The 17,184-nt window shown below is 63.6% G+C and carries 17 protein-coding genes and 1 pseudogene; 8 read left to right on the top strand and 10 right to left on the bottom strand.

The window, feature by feature from the left end; genetic code table 11:
- The first annotated feature begins 411 nt into the window (after positions 1-411).
- From M3I56_RS38995 to M3I56_RS38980, 4 genes are all read left to right on the top strand, one after another.
- A complete protein-coding gene (locus tag M3I56_RS38995; RefSeq protein WP_254358459.1) occupies positions 412-1,038 on the top strand; it encodes a LysE family translocator in 627 nt (208 codons plus the stop codon).
- 207 nt (positions 1,039-1,245) lie between these two features.
- Positions 1,246-1,410 (top strand): hypothetical protein, encoded by a 165-nt coding sequence (locus tag M3I56_RS38990; protein ID WP_167334410.1) that lies wholly within the window; start codon positions 1,246-1,248, stop codon positions 1,408-1,410.
- A 42-nt stretch (positions 1,411-1,452) separates the two neighbouring features.
- The gene (locus M3I56_RS38985; protein WP_254358458.1) at positions 1,453-1,620 is read left to right on the top strand and encodes a hypothetical protein; all 168 of its coding nucleotides are present in this window, start codon (positions 1,453-1,455) and stop codon (positions 1,618-1,620) included.
- Positions 1,621-1,756: 136 nt separating this feature from the next.
- Entirely contained in the window at positions 1,757-2,146 is a 390-nt protein-coding gene (locus M3I56_RS38980) for an ecotin precursor (protein WP_254358457.1), read from the top strand.
- Positions 2,147-2,203: 57 nt separating this feature from the next.
- Here the strand turns inward: M3I56_RS38980 and M3I56_RS38975 are convergent, their stop codons facing one another.
- The 5 genes from M3I56_RS38975 to mnmE all read right to left on the bottom strand — a co-directional run bounded on the left by M3I56_RS38975 (position 2,204) and on the right by mnmE (position 6,453).
- Positions 2,204-3,226, bottom strand: coding sequence for a S1C family serine protease (locus M3I56_RS38975; RefSeq protein WP_375541874.1), 1,023 nt, complete (start codon positions 3,224-3,226; stop codon positions 2,204-2,206).
- A gap of 360 nt (positions 3,227-3,586) precedes the next feature.
- Positions 3,587-3,823 (bottom strand): hypothetical protein, encoded by a 237-nt coding sequence (locus M3I56_RS38970; protein ID WP_254358456.1) that lies wholly within the window; start codon positions 3,821-3,823, stop codon positions 3,587-3,589.
- Positions 3,824-3,968: 145 nt separating this feature from the next.
- Positions 3,969-4,163 carry a hypothetical protein gene (locus M3I56_RS38965; RefSeq protein ID WP_254358455.1) on the bottom strand — a complete coding sequence of 65 codons (195 nt, stop codon included), beginning with the start codon at positions 4,161-4,163 and terminating at the stop codon, positions 3,969-3,971.
- 425 nt (positions 4,164-4,588) lie between these two features.
- Positions 4,589-4,900: a DUF4148 domain-containing protein gene (locus tag M3I56_RS38960; protein ID WP_254358454.1), complete on the bottom strand. Its 312-nt coding sequence runs from the start codon at positions 4,898-4,900 to the stop codon at positions 4,589-4,591.
- A gap of 152 nt (positions 4,901-5,052) precedes the next feature.
- Positions 5,053-6,453, bottom strand: coding sequence for a tRNA uridine-5-carboxymethylaminomethyl(34) synthesis GTPase MnmE (mnmE, locus tag M3I56_RS38955; protein ID WP_254358453.1), 1,401 nt, complete (start codon positions 6,451-6,453; stop codon positions 5,053-5,055).
- A gap of 362 nt (positions 6,454-6,815) precedes the next feature.
- On the opposite strand from mnmE, the gene M3I56_RS38950 reads away from it, so the two are divergent.
- Positions 6,816-7,235, top strand: coding sequence for a helix-turn-helix transcriptional regulator (locus M3I56_RS38950; protein ID WP_254358452.1), 420 nt, complete (start codon positions 6,816-6,818; stop codon positions 7,233-7,235).
- Between the two features lie 135 nt (positions 7,236-7,370).
- Here M3I56_RS38950 and yidC read toward each other — a convergent pair whose 3' ends face one another.
- From yidC to rpmH, 4 genes and pseudogenes are all read right to left on the bottom strand, one after another.
- Positions 7,371-9,050 carry a membrane protein insertase YidC gene (gene yidC, locus M3I56_RS38945; protein ID WP_254358451.1) on the bottom strand — a complete coding sequence of 560 codons (1,680 nt, stop codon included), beginning with the start codon at positions 9,048-9,050 and terminating at the stop codon, positions 7,371-7,373.
- A gap of 30 nt (positions 9,051-9,080) precedes the next feature.
- Entirely contained in the window at positions 9,081-9,311 is a 231-nt protein-coding gene (gene yidD, locus M3I56_RS38940) for a membrane protein insertion efficiency factor YidD (protein WP_028203242.1), read from the bottom strand.
- A 203-nt stretch (positions 9,312-9,514) separates the two neighbouring features.
- Positions 9,515-9,937 (bottom strand): annotated as a pseudogene (gene rnpA / locus M3I56_RS38935) (ribonuclease P protein component); the annotation flags it as partial.
- A gap of 91 nt (positions 9,938-10,028) precedes the next feature.
- Entirely contained in the window at positions 10,029-10,163 is a 135-nt protein-coding gene (gene rpmH / locus M3I56_RS38930; protein ID WP_026120950.1) for a 50S ribosomal protein L34, read from the bottom strand.
- A 422-nt stretch (positions 10,164-10,585) separates the two neighbouring features.
- Between rpmH and dnaA the strand changes: the two genes are divergently transcribed.
- From dnaA to gyrB, 3 genes are all read left to right on the top strand, one after another.
- Positions 10,586-12,166 (top strand): chromosomal replication initiator protein DnaA, encoded by a 1,581-nt coding sequence (gene dnaA, locus M3I56_RS38925; protein ID WP_254358450.1) that lies wholly within the window; start codon positions 10,586-10,588, stop codon positions 12,164-12,166.
- 275 nt (positions 12,167-12,441) lie between these two features.
- Positions 12,442-13,545: a DNA polymerase III subunit beta gene (gene dnaN, locus M3I56_RS38920; protein WP_254358449.1), complete on the top strand. Its 1,104-nt coding sequence runs from the start codon at positions 12,442-12,444 to the stop codon at positions 13,543-13,545.
- 113 nt (positions 13,546-13,658) lie between these two features.
- Entirely contained in the window at positions 13,659-16,133 is a 2,475-nt protein-coding gene (gyrB, locus tag M3I56_RS38915) for a DNA topoisomerase (ATP-hydrolyzing) subunit B (protein WP_254358448.1), read from the top strand.
- Positions 16,134-16,212: 79 nt separating this feature from the next.
- On the opposite strand, the gene M3I56_RS38910 is transcribed toward gyrB, so the two are convergent.
- Complete coding sequence (locus M3I56_RS38910; RefSeq protein WP_254358447.1) at positions 16,213-16,884, bottom strand: SagB/ThcOx family dehydrogenase; 672 nt, start codon at positions 16,882-16,884, stop codon at positions 16,213-16,215.
- Positions 16,885-17,184 lie beyond the last annotated feature (300 nt).

Raw genomic sequence — 17,184 nt, 5'->3', positions numbered from 1 at the left:
ATGGCGGACATCATCATCGCGGCCATGCGCGGCAACGTCAGTGTGCGATTGCGGGTAAAGGCGGTGGGGGTGCGGCGCACGCGCTCGGCGAGCGCCGGATCGAACAGGAAATCGGAGAACTCAGCCAGAAGGCGGGAAGACGCCGGTATTTGAGTTCATATCGTTGATTTATCAGGAAGTTATGGTGTGAAGTTTACAGGTCCCACGGTTCGTTTACAAGCACTTCCGGGGCTTAAGTTGAGAGCATTGAAAGTCGCATGGGCGCCAAGTGGGGACGCGCACATTAATGGATTGGCGACAGAATAAAAACAATGCCAGGCGCCACAGGAAGCTCTCGAAACGAAGCCGCGCGCCGCGCTTGCATCCCGCAAAAGTTCGTGGATAAATCGGGCTTCCCGATGGAGGAACCCCATGACTTTCGCTCACTGGCTGCCGTTCGCGATCGCGTCGGCCATTCTCGTGGCCATTCCCGGCCCCACCGTGCTGCTCGTCGTTTCCTACGCGCTTGGCCACGGCCGCCGCTACGCGCTCGCGACCACGGCTGGCGTCGCGCTCGGCGACTTCACGGCGATGACCGCTTCCATGCTCGGACTCGGCGTGATCCTCGCGGCTTCCGCCACGCTGTTCTCGGTGCTGAAATGGATTGGCGCCGCCTATCTGATCTATCTGGGCGTGAAGCTCTGGCGCGCGCCCGTGGGCGTTGGCGACGCACCGGACACCTCCGAGACGCGCACCGGCCGCATCTTCGCGCATGCGTACGCGGTCACCGCGCTCAACCCGAAGAGCATCATTTTCTTCGTCGCCTTCGTGCCGCAGTTCATCGATCCGCATCTGGCCATGACGCCGCAGATTGTCGCGTTCGAAGCCACCTTCATCGTGCTCGCGATGCTCAACGCTCTCGCCTATGCGCTGCTCGCGGCGGCCGCGCGCAAAGTCGTGCGCAGCCCGCGCGTGCAACGCGTGGTCAATCGTACGGGCGGCACGCTGCTCATCGGCGCCGGGCTCTTTGCCGCCGCGTGGAGAAAGTCGGCGGCATAAGCGGCGCATCCGGATCGACGGCTACCCTGACGCGGTTCGCGTCCCGAGCCCCGAAAATCGCCCCGCGAACCGGGCACGCAGGCTGCTCTTCGTGGCTTGTGATGGTTGGCGAACATTGTTTTCAAGCTTCAGTGCGCGCCCAATGGGCAAACTGTCGCGTCTTGGCTACAATGCAATTGCAAACCGCTTGACAACCAGGAGGTAATCGTGATCGAACACGTAATACTGGGCGCGTTTCTGGTGATCCCCCTTGTCATCGTCGTGTTCCTGTTTTCCGACGAAATCCTCGAGGAGCATCGACAGCGCGTAGAAGCGGGAGACGGACATCATATGGACTGGCGCCATCCGCTACGCAGCTTCCTGCATCACTGAGCGGGACACGCATCGCGCGGATGAACGCGCCGAAGCACAGGGGTGGCACTCGCGGATTTCGAGTTCTCCTGGATGGCGTACTTCGTCGCATTGTTCGTGCTGATGGTGCTATCCATCGCGCTCACCCTTCTCTGTCCGTCTGCCGGGCAGCGCGGTAGCACGCCGCGCGCACACGAGGCAGACGCGCACCACGGCGAGCACGCACGCTGACGGGATTCGCTCCCGGCCAGCGCGCGCTGGCAAGCCACACCTTCCAGTAATTCGGCGTTACCACTTGCAGCACCTGTATCCAGCAGTCGGGCTGACAATCGCTCGCATGTTTTCAAAGGTTCTCAGGGAGAACGACATGCGAAAGATGGCAGCCGTTTTGGTGCTGGCGGGGTGTGCGGTGGCGGCTGGCCCCGCGAGCGCGCACGATCATGGCGGTGACGTGGTGGGTGCGCTGGTTGGCGGCGCGTTGATTGGCGCCGCGGTGGGCGCCGTGCTGAACAGCGGCCCCGCGGTGGCCTACCCGGCTCAGCCGGCCTATGTGCAGGCCGCGCCCGTGTATGCCCAGCCGGCGCCGGTTTATGCCGCCGCCCCGGCCGGCGCAGCATGTTATGACCAGTATTCGGGCCGCTACGTGCCCTGCGCGCCGGTCCAGCCCGCGCCACCTCTGCCGCAATATGACGACGGCTACGCGCAGCCTGGCTACGGACAACAGCCGGTTTATGCCCAGCCTGGTGGCGGCTGGTAATGCACGAAGCGGCGCACGCCACGGTGCGCCGCCCTTCACCTCGGTCGTTCCTTGCGCCTAGCTCGCCTGCTCGACGGGCGTCACGCTCAGGTTGAGTCGCTGCGTCAAGCGAATCACGCCGATTTCCACCGTGCGATCAATGCGCGAAACGTCGAAGAGGCGCTGCAGCGTGTCGATACCGTCCACCGGCACACCATCGATCGTCACGATCGTGTCGTCAACGCGCAGGCCGCCGAGCGCTGCGGGACTGCCCTTGACGATCTCCATCACCCGCACGCCGGTTGTCGCGCTCAGGCCGAAGTAACGCTGCACCTTGCGCGCGATCGGCACCGTGGTGCCGGCAATGCCGATATAGGCCCGCCGCACCCGGCCGTGCGCGAAGAGCTGCGTGATGACCCACTTTGCCGTGTCGATGGCCGTGGCGAAGCAGATGGCCTGCGCACCCGGAATGATCGCCGTATTCACGCCGATCACCTGACCCGCCGAATTGATGAGCGGCCCGCCCGAGTTGCCCGGATTGAGCGCGGCGTCGGTCTGGATCACGTCGTAGATCATGCGGCCGGACTCCGAGCGCAGCGAGCGGCCGAGCGCCGACACCACGCCGGTCGTCACCGTTTGCGCGAGGCCGAGCGGGCTACCCACGGCGATCGCGATCTGCCCGACGCGCAGGCCCGCCGAATCGCCGAGTTGCGCGTGCGGCAGCGCCTCTGGCGCGCCGATACGCAGCACGGCGAGATCCGTGCTCGGGTCGTCGCCGACGAGGTCGGCGCTCTGCGTCGTGCCCTCCGCAAGCGTCACGCTCAGCCTGCCTGCGCCATGCACGACGTGGCTGTTCGTCAGCAAGTAGCCGTCCGGCGTGAACAGGAAGCCCGAGCCGCTGCCGCGCGCGGGGGCCGGGCCCGATGCGCGGCGCTCGACGGCAATATGCGCGACGGCCGGCTGCACGCGCTCCAGCGCGCCGATCACGGTGCGCGAATAGGCGTCGAGGAGCGCGTCGTCGTCGAAGCCCGGGCGCTGGCCCGCGCCGTCGGGAGGGACGCCGCGAGCCAGATCGTCAATGAAGGAAGGTCGTCTGCCCACGATCTGAATCTCCGAAAAAAGTGGGCTTTACATGCAGGGGGCGCGCGACGTTTTCAAGAGCGCGCACCAGGTCGGCCGAAACGTTAAGGATTGTCAAATCGGGGCGCAAAGCGTTGCTGCGCCTTGGGCGAGCCGCGAGAATGGTGTGGCGGCGACAACCCCTCGGCGCCGCGTAGGATGCCTGATGGCAAGCTCTTGACCGCGGCCCCTGCCGCGGTCTTTTTACGTCTGCCAGCCCGTTGCGAGCGCCCCGGAAAAGAAAAAAGCCCGCTCGCGCGGGCTAATCCATGCTCGGGTGACATGGCGAGGTTAAGCGGGAATTCGCGGCGCGCTTGCGAAGCAAACGCGTGAACCGGTGAGTCAGGCGGCCAGCGCCTCGCGCACCGCTGCGCCGGTGGCAGCCTGGCGCGATTCGAGTTCGACCATGAGCGCGTCGACGGTGCGGAACTGGGACGGCGTAATCTGGGCAAGGTCGAGCAATGCGCACAGGCGCGCGTACCAGTAATCGAATGAAAAGACAGCCGGCGTCGTGCCAGCAGATAACGAGGGCGTCATTACGCGCGTGATATGCGCGATCTCGTCGTCGATAAATCTCATGGTTGCCCCCGTGCGCTGGCCCAACGTCTTGTGAAAACCTGTCCCGCCACTTTAGTTCGGCGGCGGCGCGTGTCCAGCTATCACATCGGATAGGTCAAGCTCATACGTCAGACATCAACCTTTCAGACGGCTTGTTACCGTCCCCTTAACGTCGCCAGCCGTGGCCGTAATAGCCGCCCACGCCAACCCCGATATCTACCGACGGCGCCGCATAGTAGCCCGGCGCATAGCCATAGCCGTAGGCTGGCGCAGGCGCGTACGCGTACGGCGGCGCCACCACACAACCCGTGAGGCCGGCCGACAAGCCAACCAGAGCAAGTACACAGAAGAGTGTTTTCATCGTCGTTCTCCTATACCGCCGATTGTCGGCGAGCCACGCCGAGGCAAGGGTTTGGAAAAGCAACGATGTGTGTCCACAAATTACAGCCGCACACTGCGGCAGTTGTGCGTTTATGGAGGCAGAGCGGGGCGCGTTAGCGAGCGGCAGCGTTGAGGCGCCCGCAAGACGATCGCCTGCTTGTGAACTTGAAGATAGGTCGCACTACGAATTAAATGACCTGGCAGTTAACTCGTAGTGCGTTGAGATGAGGCTGAACAAGCTTTGCTTTTGAGCAGCGTCGCCGATTTGCTTGACAGTCGCTGGAAAAAGCGCCCGGGCCAGAAGGCCCGAGCGAAGCCGTCGCGTCAACGACGGCGGAGGTATTCGTTCAGGTATGCGAAACGCCTGCGGGAGATGATGGCAAGCGTTTCAGCAGTATTGCCGTGTTACGGATGGTTATACATCGCGTTCCAGTCGGCCTTGGACACCGCCGGGCGGCCTGCATCCGAGTTGCCGGCTGCCGCGCCGCCGTAGCCGCTCGTTGCGCCGTTCGCGGCGGCTACCTTGGCTTCGGCTGCGAGAAGATCGTCGGGGTAGTGCGGGTCCGCCCCTGCGCCCGGACGCCAGCCCGCCTTCGCGAGCTGCGCGAGCTCGGCGCGCACCTGGGCGCGGGTCACGGGCGCATTCGATTGCGCGAACGATGCCATCGGCACCACGAGTGCAACGGCAACGGCTACGGTCTGGATCAGGGACTTCATGCTAACTACCTCCTTTGGCTTTTGATTCGGTGCGACAACATGTCTGCATCCGATGAGCGAAAGTCTAGGAGGATTGGCGCCGAGGGTTAACCCTCAGGCTTCGAAGGGATTGTTCCAGGCTGAAGAAGAATAGGGCGGGGCGCGCTTGCGGGTTACTTCCCGATACAAAAGCGGCTGAAAATCACGCCCAGCAAGTCGTCGGAGGTGAATTCGCCAGTGATCGAATTCAGCGATTCCTGCGCGAGCCGTAGCTCTTCGGCGAACAGATCGAGCAATTGCGAATTCTGGTCGGCGTGCGCCGCCGCGTGTGCGAGATGCTCGCGCGCCGCACGCAGCGCGATGAGATGCCGCTCGCGCGCGAGGTAGACGCTTTGCGCGTCCGCCTGCCAGCCCGCAATGCGCAGCAACTCGGCGCGCAGCAGCCCGACGCCGTCGCCCTGTTTTGCCGAAAGACGCAACTCGCAGACTTCGCTGCCGTTCCCGGCACGACGCTTCGCCACTTCGGGTGGCACACCGGTCAGGTCGGTCTTGTTGAGCACGCGCACGACCGGCACCCCGGTGGGAAAGCGCGCGGCGATCGTCTCGTCTTCGGCGTTCATGCCCGTGCGCGCATCGAGCAGATGCAGCACCACGTCTGCGCGGCCGATCTCGCTCCACGTGCGCTCGATGCCGATCTTCTCGACTTCGTCCTCCGTGTCGCGCAAACCGGCCGTGTCGATCACATGCAGCGGGATGCCTTCGACCTGGATGGTTTGGGAAATCTTGTCGCGCGTCGTGCCGGCCACGGGCGTCACGATCGCGAGTTCCGCGCCTGCCAGCGCGTTCAACAGCGACGACTTGCCCACGTTGGGTTGTCCCGCGAGCACGACCGAAAGTCCCTCGCGCAGCAGCGCGCCCTGGCGCGCTTCGGAGAGCACGTGGTCGAGCTGATCGCGAATGCGTAAGAGCTTGCCGCGTGCGTCCGCGGCCTCGAGGAAGTCGATCTCTTCTTCGGGGAAATCGAGCGTCGCCTCCACGAGCATGCGCAACGTTACGACGTCGTCCACGAGCGCGTGAATGTCGCGCGAGAACGCGCCGTCAAGCGAGCGGCCGGCCGAGCGCGCCGCCGCTTCGGTGCTCGCCTCGATCAGATCGGCCACGGCTTCCGCCTGGGCCAGATCGAGTTTGTCGTTGAGGAACGCGCGCCGCGTAAATTCGCCAGGCTCGGCGAGGCGCAGCCCGAACTCGCGGCCGGCCTCGATGCAGCGCTGCAAAACGAGTTGCAGCACGATCGGGCCGCCGTGGCCCTGCAGTTCGAGTACGTGCTCGCCGGTGTACGAATGCGGCGCGGGGAACGACAGCGCGATCCCCCGGTCGAGCACGGTGCCGGCGCCGTCGAGGAGCGGCACGTAGCTCGCGTGGCGCGCAACCAGCTCCTGGCCTGTGAGGGCCTGCATCAACGCGACCGTCGCCGCCGCGCCGGCGCGGCCGGCCGAGACGCGCACGACACCAATCCCGCCGCGTCCGGGCGCAGTAGCAATGGCAACGATGGGATCGGAATCGGTGGCGAGCATGATGGGCGGACCGTAGAGCAGGGCTGGAATCGGGATGGCGTGTGCGGACTCACTGCGGTCCTGCGAGCACTCGCAAAACGCGAGGCATTGTAACGCGCCGGACAGGGCGTTTTCCGCCTGGCAACCCGGTGAAGAATCGTCTCGCTTTATCTTAAATTAGCTAAGATTAGTCTTAAGGAATTCTGTCAGATTTCAGATAATTCGAGCGCCAAATCCCGCTAACGGCTTGCCACAAGGGAATTCGTGGGGATCTCGACCGAAGTCATACGGTAGCCAGAAGTAGGTGAAGTTTCGCTTTTATGCGCTAAATATAGCCTAACTGGTTGTCATCTTCGGCTATTTCGGGCCGCACAATCTGGCCCATGCCGACATCCGACGAAAAAGCCGCCTTTGCCGAACGTCTCAGGTTCGCGATGAAGCGCGCGCCCGAAAAACTACGCGGCAGCACCGACCTGGCGAACCGGTTCAATCTGCGCCATCACGGCGAGCATCCGGTTTCGCCGCAAACCGCTCACAAATGGCTGAGTGGCCGCACGATTCCCACGCAGGACAAGCTGGAGACCCTGGCGAAATGGTTCGATGTGGACATCCACTGGCTGCACTACGGTCCTCCGGGCAAGGCGGGCTCGACCCTGCCGCGGCCCCGCAAGCCTGACGGCAAATATCCGGTTTCCGAGGAAACGCTCGAACTGGCCTCGAAAATCGAGTCGCTCAGCGCCCATCACCGCTATCTCGTGCAGGAACTGGTCGCCCAATTCTACGGCGACGCCGAGAAGAACTAACGCGCGCACACGAACGCTGCGCTCTGCGCCGTCAAGGAAATGGCGCTCCAACCATGCAAAAGGCCGTCCGGTTCGCACCGGACGGCCTTTTTTCGAGCCCTGATTCAGGTAGCGGCATCACTGCCGCCCCGGCACTCAGGCGGCCTTCTTCTTGCCTTTGCCCATCATGCGCGTGATGTAGTACTGCTGCGCGATCGACAGCACGTTGTTCACGACGTAGTACAGCACGAGGCCGGCCGGGAAGAAGAAGAACATGACCGAGAACGCGATCGGCATGAACATCATCATCTTCGCCTGGACGGGGTCCGGCGGCGTCGGGTTCAGCTTGGTCTGCACGAACATCGAGACGGCCATCAGCACCGGCAGGATGAAGAACGGGTCCTGCTGCGACAGGTCGTGAATCCAGAGAATCCACGGCGCGCCGCGCATTTCCACCGACGAGAGCAGCACCCAGTACAGCGAGATGAACACCGGGATCTGGATCACCACCGGCAGACAGCCGCCGAACGGATTCACCTTCTCGGTCTTGTAGAGCTCCATGAGCGCCGCGTTCATCTTCTGCGGGTCGCTCTTGAAGCGCTCGCGCAGCGCCTGCATGCGCGGCGTGATTTCCTTCATGCGCGCCATCGACTTGTAGCTGGCGGCGGAGAGCGGGAAGAACACGGCCTTGATGAGCAGCGTGAGCAGCACGATCGACCAGCCCCAGTTGCCCACGTAGCCGTGGATCTTCTCGAGCAGCCAGAAGAGCGGCTTGGCGATGATCGTCACCCAGCCGTAGTCCTTCACGAGCTCCAGACCCGGCGCGATGCCTTCGAGCATGCGCTCTTCCTGGGGACCCGCGAAGAGGCGCGCCTGCACGGTGTCCGTCGCACCCGGTGCGATCGTGCCGAGCGGCTGCTTCACACCCACGCGATAGAGCGAGTTGTCGAACTTCTCGACGTAGATGCTGCGCTTGGCGCCTTGCTGCGGAATCCACGCGGTCGCGAAGTAGTGCTGCACCATCGCGATCCAGCCGTTATCGGCCTGGGTCACGAAGTCGGCCTTGTTCTTGTCGATGTCGCCGAACGTGATCTTCTGGAAGTGATGCTCGCTCGAGTACACCGCCGGTCCGATGAAGGTGTGCGAGAAGCGCGGCGTTTCGACCGGCTGGCTGTCACGCACGATTTCCATGTAGAGCGTGGGCGAAACCGGCGCGCCGCTGACGTTCTGCACCTTCCAGTCCACGCCGATCACGTAGCTGCCGCGCGTGAACGTGTAGGTCTTGGTGACCTTCACGCCGCCTTTCTCGGGCGACTGCAGCGCGACCTGGAAGGAGTTGGCGTCGCCAGTCAGCTCGCGCGGGCCTTCGACCGCCGTGAACACGTCGTTGTGGTTCGGGAAATCGCCGCCGAGCAGGCCGGTGCGCGCGAGGTACGTGTGGTCGTTCGTGTGATCGAACAGCGTGATGTACTGGTCGGGACCCTTGCCGTCAGCGCTTTCCTTCACGAGGGAGAGCTTCACGAGCGTGCCGCCACGCGTGTCGATCACGCCGTCGTAGACGTCGGTGCGAAAGTGAACGAGCTGTGCTGCGGCTGCAGCCGGCTGGGCGGTGTTCGTCGGCGCCTGGCCCGCGGCGGCGGCAGCGGCCGTCGGCAGGTCGGACGCGCCGTTGGCGGCGCTAGCCGGCGCAGGGCCGCCTGCGGCGGTTTGCGTCTGCGTTTGCGTCGCGTTCGGGAAGAACATCGACTGGCGTCCATGGTCGCGCTGCCAGTTGTCGTACAGCATGACAGCTGACATGAAGAAGATGACCCATAGGACGGTGCGTTTGATATCCATGCGTTGTCTCAGTGTCGATGGAATGGCGCGTCAGCGCTTTTTCGGAGATGCAGGCGGGACGAGATCGACGCCGCCCGCCGAAAACGGATGGCAGCGGCACAGCCGCCGCGCGGCGAGGTAAGTCCCACGCGCGGCGCCATGATACTGGATTGCCTCGCGTGCGTAATCCGAACAGGAAGGATAAAAACGGCACCGGCTGCCGAGGAGGGGACTCACGGCGAGCTTGTAGAAACGCAGCAGTGCGATCAATACCGTTTGCATGGCGTTGCGGCCTGGCTGCGCCGCGTTCGATGACGAACCACGTGCCGCTTGCGCGGCGGCTACGTCGGATATGCCGGACTCGCGCGCCCCGCTCATGATGCGCGGGTCTTGCTCTCGTCCGGCGGCAAATCTTTACTGGCCTGGGCCTGCGCCGGTTCCCCGGCTGCCTGCCCATCTGGTGCCACAGCCTGCGTCGCGCAAGGGGTGCGCGCAGATGTCGCAGGCGCAGCACTGCCACGCCGCGTGACTTCGCGCGCGGCCTTTTCGAGCAGCGTCTCGATCTCGCCGCGGCACAAAGCTTTGAGCCCCGGCGAAGACGCGGCCGGCCGTGCCTTGCGGTCGAACTTCGTATGCAGGCGCAGCAGCAGGTCGAAACCTTCGAACTGCGCACGGCGCACACGAAACGCTTCGCGGGCAATCCGGCGCACCAGGTTGCGCGTGACCGCGCGCGGTGCGTACTTCTTGCCGATCACGAGCCCGAGCCGCGCCTCGTTGCCGGTGGGCCGCCCGTACACGACGAAGTGCTCGGTGCGGCGCCAGGGGCGCAAACGAAAAACGGATGAGAACTCATCCGTTTTCAGTAGCCTTGCGGCTTTCGGAAAAGCGGCTTGCGTTCGCGACGGCATGACGCCCCGATCAGTTACCAGGTTCGTCCTGTTCGCCGTGCTCGCGAGCGGGCCGCTACCCGTGATTTCGCTGATAGCGATGCTGCCCGACTTAGACGGCGAGGCGCTTGCGACCCTTCGCACGACGTGCGTTGATCACTTTGCGGCCACCAGCGGTCTTCATGCGCACGCGGAAACCGTGGGTACGCTTGCGACGGGTAACGGAAGGTTGGAAAGTACGTTTCATGTTGCTCTCACTGTTGAGTTTTGACCGCGGCGAGCATCGCGGAAAAAGGCAATGGCCGGTGGTACTAGGGATTGGTTTTCGAGGAACCCGCTATTTAAGCCGGTTTTTCGTTGGCCGTCAATAGGTTAGGCGATCGAACCTTCTGACCGGGCGCGCAGCGCCTGCATCGACCGTGGCGAGGGCACGAACGAGCGTGCGTTGATCCGTCCCTGTGGATAACTTCCTGGTGAGGGTATTTCGGCGTTAGAATCTCGCCTATCCCAAGAATCCTGCATGCCGCTCCGGCCCGCCTGCTTGCCGCAAGACCTTTGCCGCGCGGGCTTCCGGAGCCATTGCCGTCGCCTCGTCAGGGCCTCGTCGCGTTTGCGCGACAAGAGCGGAGCGACCGCAACGCATGCAAACAAAACGACCACAGCAACTCGATGAACGAATTCTGGCAACACTGTTCCGCACTGCTGGAGCGTGAGCTAACGCCCCAGCAGTACGTGACGTGGATTAAACCGTTGGCCCCGGTTGCCTTCGATGCTGCGGCGAACACGCTGCAGATAGCCGCTCCCAACCGTTTCAAGCTCGACTGGGTCAAGAGCCAGTTCTCGGGCCGGATTACCGATCTGGCGCGCGACTTCTGGCAGACCCCGGTCGACGTGCAGTTCGTCCTCGATCCGAAGGCGGGCATGCGCGCGCCTCACGTCGCAGCGGCACCCGCCGCGTCGCGCGCGCCGCTGGCTGCCGCGTCTGCGGCAGCGTCGGTCATGAGCGCAGCCGCCGCGCCGCAGCCGTCCGCCTTGACTGGCGGGACGGGACTCGCGGGCATGGTGCAAGCCGCGTCGGCCGCCGCCGCGCAGGCCACCGCCGAAGACGCCGCCGACCTCGATCTGCCCAGCCTCGACGCCAACGAAGCCGCCGCCGGCCGCCGCACATGGCGTCCGGGCCAGGGGGCGGCCGCGGCCGCTTCGAGCGGCGAACCGGACCCGACCTACGAGCGCTCGAAGCTCAACCCGGTGCTCACGTTCGACAACTTCGTGACGGGTAAGGCGAACCAGCTCGCGCGCGCCGCCGCGATCCAGGTCGCCGACAACCCCGGCATCTCATACAACCCGCTGTTCCTCTACGGCGGCGTGGGCCTCGGCAAGACCCACCTGATCCACGCGATCGGCAACCAGCTGCTGCTCGACAAGCCGGGCGCGCGCATCCGCTACATCCACGCCGAACAGTATGTGTCCGACGTGGTGAAGGCCTACCAGCGCAAGGCGTTCGACGAGTTCAAGCGTTACTACCATTCGCTCGACCTGCTGCTGATCGACGATATTCAGTTCTTCTCGGGCAAGTCGCGCACGCAGGAAGAGTTCTTCTACGCGTTCGAGGCGCTCGTCGCCAACAAGGCGCAGGTGATCATCACGAGCGATACGTATCCGAAGGAAATCTCGGGTATCGACGACCGCCTGATCTCGCGCTTCGACTCGGGCCTGACCGTGGCGATCGAGCCGCCCGAGCTGGAAATGCGCGTGGCGATTCTGATGCGCAAGGCGCAGTCGGAAGGCGTGAGCCTGAACGAGGACGTGGCGTTCTTCGTCGCCAAGCACCTGCGCTCGAACGTGCGCGAACTCGAAGGCGCGCTGCGCAAGATCCTCGCGTATTCGAAGTTCCACGGCCGCGAGATCTCGATCGAGCTGACCAAGGAAGCGCTCAAGGACCTGCTGACGGTGCAGAACCGCCAGATTTCGGTCGAAAACATCCAGAAGACGGTGGCGGACTTCTACAGCATCAAGGTCGCCGACATGTATTCGAAAAAGCGCCCGGCGAACATCGCGCGCCCGCGCCAGATCGCCATGTATCTGGCCAAGGAGCTCACGCAGAAGAGCCTGCCGGAAATCGGCGAGCTGTTCGGCGGCCGCGACCACACCACGGTACTGCACGCCGTGCGCAAGATCGCCGACGAACGCACCAAGGACGCCCAGCTCAATCATGAGCTGCACGTGCTCGAGCAGACGCTGAAGGGGTAATACACAGCCAGGCGGCACCGGAATGGCGGGGCGGACGGCCGCAACCCGAAGGTTTGCCTTGTTTATTTCGCGGATCGCCCCCAATTTAGGGAAGTGGTCCGTTTTCAGGCACAATATGGGTTTAACCGCCCGGCGGTCCGGGGCGGGAACCACGCCGCGGCCTGTGCTGCATTAACCGCCAGAGCGGCGCCGGGGTCGCGTGACATACGTGGGGTCATGTCGGCAAAACCGGCGCCAGGCGGGCGCGCAGACCGTCACATCAACGAAGGAACTCTATGCAACTGGTCAAGACCGAACGCGATAACCTGCTGAGGCCGCTGCAAACGGTGAGCGGCATTGTCGAACGCCGCCACACGTTGCCGATCCTCGCCAATCTGCTGATCACCAAAACCGGTTCCGACGTCTCGTTCCTGTCGACCGACCTCGAGTTGCAGATCACCACGACCGCCGACTTCGGCGTCGGCAACGACCAGGTGGCCACGACCGTCGCCGCGCGCAAGCTGCTGGACATCCTGCGCGCCATGCCCGACGGCCAGGTCACGCTCACGCTCGCCGACAAGCGCCTCACGGTGCAGTCGGGCAAGAGCCGCTTCGCCTTGCAAACGCTCGCCGCGGACGAGTTCCCCACGGTGGCGCAAGCCAGGGACTTCGGCGCGAACCTCGCGGTGCCGCAGAAGACATTCCGCCAGTTGCTCGGCATGGTGTATTTCGCCATGGCGCAGCAGGACATCCGTTACTACCTGAACGGCATGCTGCTCGTCGTGGACGGCGACCAGCTCATGGCAGTCGCGACCGACGGCCACCGTCTCGCGTTCTCGTCGATGAAGATCGAAGGCTCGTTCGCGCGCCAGGAAGTCATCATCCCGCGCAAGACCATTCTCGAACTCCAGCGCCTGCTCGAAGACATCGACGACGTGCTGAAGATCGACATCGGTTCGACCCAGGTGAAGTTCACGTTCGGCCAGGTCGAGCTCGTCTCGAAGCTCGTGGAAGGCAAGTTCCCCGACTTCCAGCGCGTGATCCCGAAGGCGCACAAGAACACCTTCCAGATCGGCCGCGAAGAACTGCAACGCTCGCTGCAACGCGCGGCGATTCTCACGTCCGACAAGTTCAAGGGCGTGCGCTGCATCATCGAGCCGGGCCAGCTCAAGATCATGTCGACCAACGCCGACCAGGAAGAGGCGCAGGAAGAGCTGGAAATCGCCTACCAGGGCGACACCATCGACATCGGGTTCAACGTCACGTATCTGCTCGACGTCCTCGCGAACCTGAAGGTCGACACGCTGGAAGTGAGCCTCGGCGACGCCAGCTCCAGCGCGCTCATCACGATTCCCGAGAACGAGGAATTCAAGTACGTGGTGATGCCGATGCGCATCTAAAAAGCGCGACAGAAGAAGAACACCAGGGGGCGCTGCGCCCCTTTGGCGTTTTTATGGCTTTTTGAAAAAGTCTCGAGCAGTAACACAGGCAGTACGCAGAACCGGAAAATTCCATGACTGATACGAACAACTCGCAACCCGACAACAGCAGCTATGGCGCCTCGTCGATCCAGATCCTCGAAGGTCTGGAGGCAGTGCGCAAGCGGCCCGGGATGTACATCGGCGACACGTCGGACGGCACCGGTCTGCACCATCTCGTCTTCGAAGTGCTGGACAACTCGATCGACGAAGCCCTCGCCGGCTACTGTAACGACATCCGCGTGGTGATCCACGCGGACAACTCCATCTCGATCACCGACAACGGCCGCGGCATTCCCACGGACGTGAAGATGGACGACAAGCACGATCCGAAGCGCAGCGCCGCCGAAATCGTGATGACCGAGCTGCACGCGGGCGGCAAGTTCGACCAGAACAGCTACAAGGTCTCGGGCGGCCTGCACGGCGTGGGCGTGTCGTGCGTGAACGCGCTCTCGAGCTTCCTGCGTCTCACGGTGCGCCGCAACGGCAAGAAGCACTTCATGGAATTTCACCGTGGCGTGCCGCAGAACCGTGTGCTCGAAGAGCGCGACGGCCACACGGTCTCGCCCATGCAACTGCTCGGCGACACCGAAAATCGCGGCACCGAAGTGCACTTCATGGCCGACGAAACCATCTTCGGCAGCGTGGAGTACCACTACGACATTCTCGCCAAGCGTATTCGCGAGCTCTCGTTCCTGAACAACGGCGTGCGCATTCGCCTGACCGACCAGCGCACGGGCAAGGAAGACGATTTTGCCTTCGCGGGCGGCGTGAAGGGCTTTGTCGAGTACATCAACAAGGCCAAGCAGGTCCTGCACCCGACCATCTTCTACATTCAGGGCGAGAAAGACGGCGTGGGCGTCGAAGTGGCGATGCAGTGGAACGACAGCTACAACGAAAGCGTGCTGTGCTTCACGAACAACATCCCGCAGCGCGACGGCGGCACGCACTTGACCGGCCTGCGCGCGGCGATGACGCGCGTCATCAACAAGTACATCGCCGACAACGAAATCGCAAAGAAGGCCAAGGTGGAAACCTCGGGCGACGACATGCGCGAAGGTTTGTCGTGCGTGCTTTCGGTGAAGGTGCCGGAGCCGAAATTCAGCTCGCAGACGAAGGACAAGCTGGTTTCCTCGGAAGTGCGCGCGCCCGTCGAAGACGTCGTGGCGAAGGCGCTCGAAGAGTTCCTGCTCGAAACGCCGAACGACGCGAAGACCATTTGCGGCAAGATCGTCGACGCCGCGCGAGCTCGTGACGCCGCGCGCAAGGCGCGCGAAATGACGCGCCGCAAGGGCGTGCTCGACGGCGTGGGCCTGCCGGGCAAGCTCGCGGACTGCCAGGAAAAGGATCCGGCGAAGTCGGAGGTCTATATCGTCGAGGGCGATTCGGCTGGCGGCTCGGCCAAGCAAGGCCGCGATCGCAAGTTCCAGGCAATCCTGCCGCTGCGCGGCAAGGTGCTGAACGTCGAAAAGGCGCGCTACGACAAGCTGCTGTCTTCCGAGCAGATCGTCACGCTGATCACCGCGCTCGGCTGCGGCATCGGCAAGGACGACTACAACCTCGAGAAGCTGCGCTACCACCGCATCATCATCATGACCGACGCGGACGTGGACGGCGCGCACATTCGCACGCTGCTGCTCACGTTCTTCTATCGCCAGATGCCGGAGATGATCGAGCGCGGCTACGTGTATATCGCGCAGCCGCCGCTGTACAAGCTCAAGGCGGGTAAGGACGAGCGTTATCTCAAGGACGATTCGGAGCTCAACGCACATATGCTGCGTCTCGCGCTGCAAGGCTCGGAGCTGGTGCCGAACGAAGGTGCGACGCCGATCTCCGGCGACGCGCTTGGCGAACTCGCGCGCTCGTACCAGCTTGCGCGCGGCGTGGTGGATCGTCTCTCGCGTCTGTACGACGAGCGCGCGCTCGAAGCGATCATGGATGGCGTAGCGATCGACCTGTCGAGCGAAGCCTCGACCGAGGCTTCGGCGCGTGCGCTCGAAGCGCAGCTGCGCGACGATCCGCTCAAGCCTGAGGTGAGCGTGGTGCCGATGTACGACCAGGTGCGCGAGCAACGTTCGCTGCGCGTGGAGCGCCGCCATCACGGCAACGTGAAGGTCTCGGTGATCGACGAGGAGTTCCAGCTCACCGCCGACTATCAGCAGCTCGTGAACACGGCCAATACGTTCAAGGGCTTGATCGGCAAGAACGCTGTAATCAAGCGCGGCGAGCGCAGCATGGCCGTGAACGACTTCAAGAGCGCGATGAAGTGGCTGATCGCCGATGCCGAGCGCAACGTGTCGAAGCAGCGCTATAAGGGGCTTGGCGAGATGAACCCCGGGCAGCTGTGGGAAACGACGATGGACCCGACGGTGCGCCGTTTGCTGCGCGTGCAGATCGAGGACGCGATCGCCGCCGATGGCATCTTCACGACGCTCATGGGTGACGATGTCGAGCCGCGTCGTGCGTTTATCGAAAGCAATGCGCTGCGGGCGGGGAATATCGACGTTTGATCGTCTGCTGCCGCCGTGATTGAAAAACAAACGCCCGGAAAACCGGGCGTTTGTTTTTTGTACATCCTCACGCCGCAATTCAAACCGCAAAGCCCACCGGGATGACGTAGACGACGCTCTGCCCGGAAGGCAAACCGAGCGCCTGGGCTGCCTGCGGCCCGTCGACCGCGCCCACGGGCACGGCGACGAGCCCGAGCGCGACGGCCTGCAGCAGCATGTTCTGGGCGGCGTGTCCGGCCTCGAGGTCGCTATATACACTGGCTCTCGCGCCATACCGCTGCTTGAGCCGGCTGGGATCGGCAGCCACCGCGAGCAAGGCCGGCGCCGCCCCGACAGATGCCTGGTTTAGCGCAAGCGCTTTCAGCTTGGGGCGCATATCGGGTGTCGCTCGCGTTTCGGCCCGGTGGCCGTGAGGCAGGTAGTGCATCACCTCCGCGGGGGTCACCGCGTAGAGTTCAAGCGCATACAGGGCGCCGGCCGAAGGTGCCGCGCGCTTGCCGTCCGCGCTGGTGACGCCCTGGCCGGCCCACAGCAGCTGGCCGATGGTCTCGACAGGCAGCGGGTCGGACCGGAACGTGCGTACGGACCTGCGCCGCTGGATGGCATCCTCGAGGGAGACCGTGCCGGAGATTTTGGGCTTGGGCAGTGTGATCTCGTTGGTGTACTTCGCCGGGCTCTCCTGCGCCTGGCCGGTGGAAACCTGGGTCATTGCGCCCGCGGCCAGCACGGCCAGCAGTTCACGGCGTTTCATCCGGCGCCTCCATGAGTGAACGAGCAGGCCTGCGTGGCCTTCGCGATTCTCACTATTTCACGTTTTCGAGCGACACTCGGGCCATGGCGCAATTTGATCAACAGTCACGTGCTGGCCTACTCGCAGAAGTTATAGACCGTAAATTCGAGATTGCGAGGCCCGATTTAACGTCGCGATTTTCAACAGCGAAAAAGCGCCTTTGGAGGCGCTATTTTTTGTCTGGAAGTCAGCGGGAATTCGCGTCCTGCACTATCCACAGCCCCCAGCGGATAACTCCCGGAAAACCCCTGGAAATCACTG

This window comes from Paraburkholderia sp. CNPSo 3281, assembly GCF_024206515.1.
GTDB classification, from domain to species: domain Bacteria; phylum Pseudomonadota; class Gammaproteobacteria; order Burkholderiales; family Burkholderiaceae; genus Paraburkholderia; species Paraburkholderia nodosa.
Note: the sequence above shows the minus strand (reverse complement) of the source record. Positions and strands in the feature narration are given on the sequence as shown.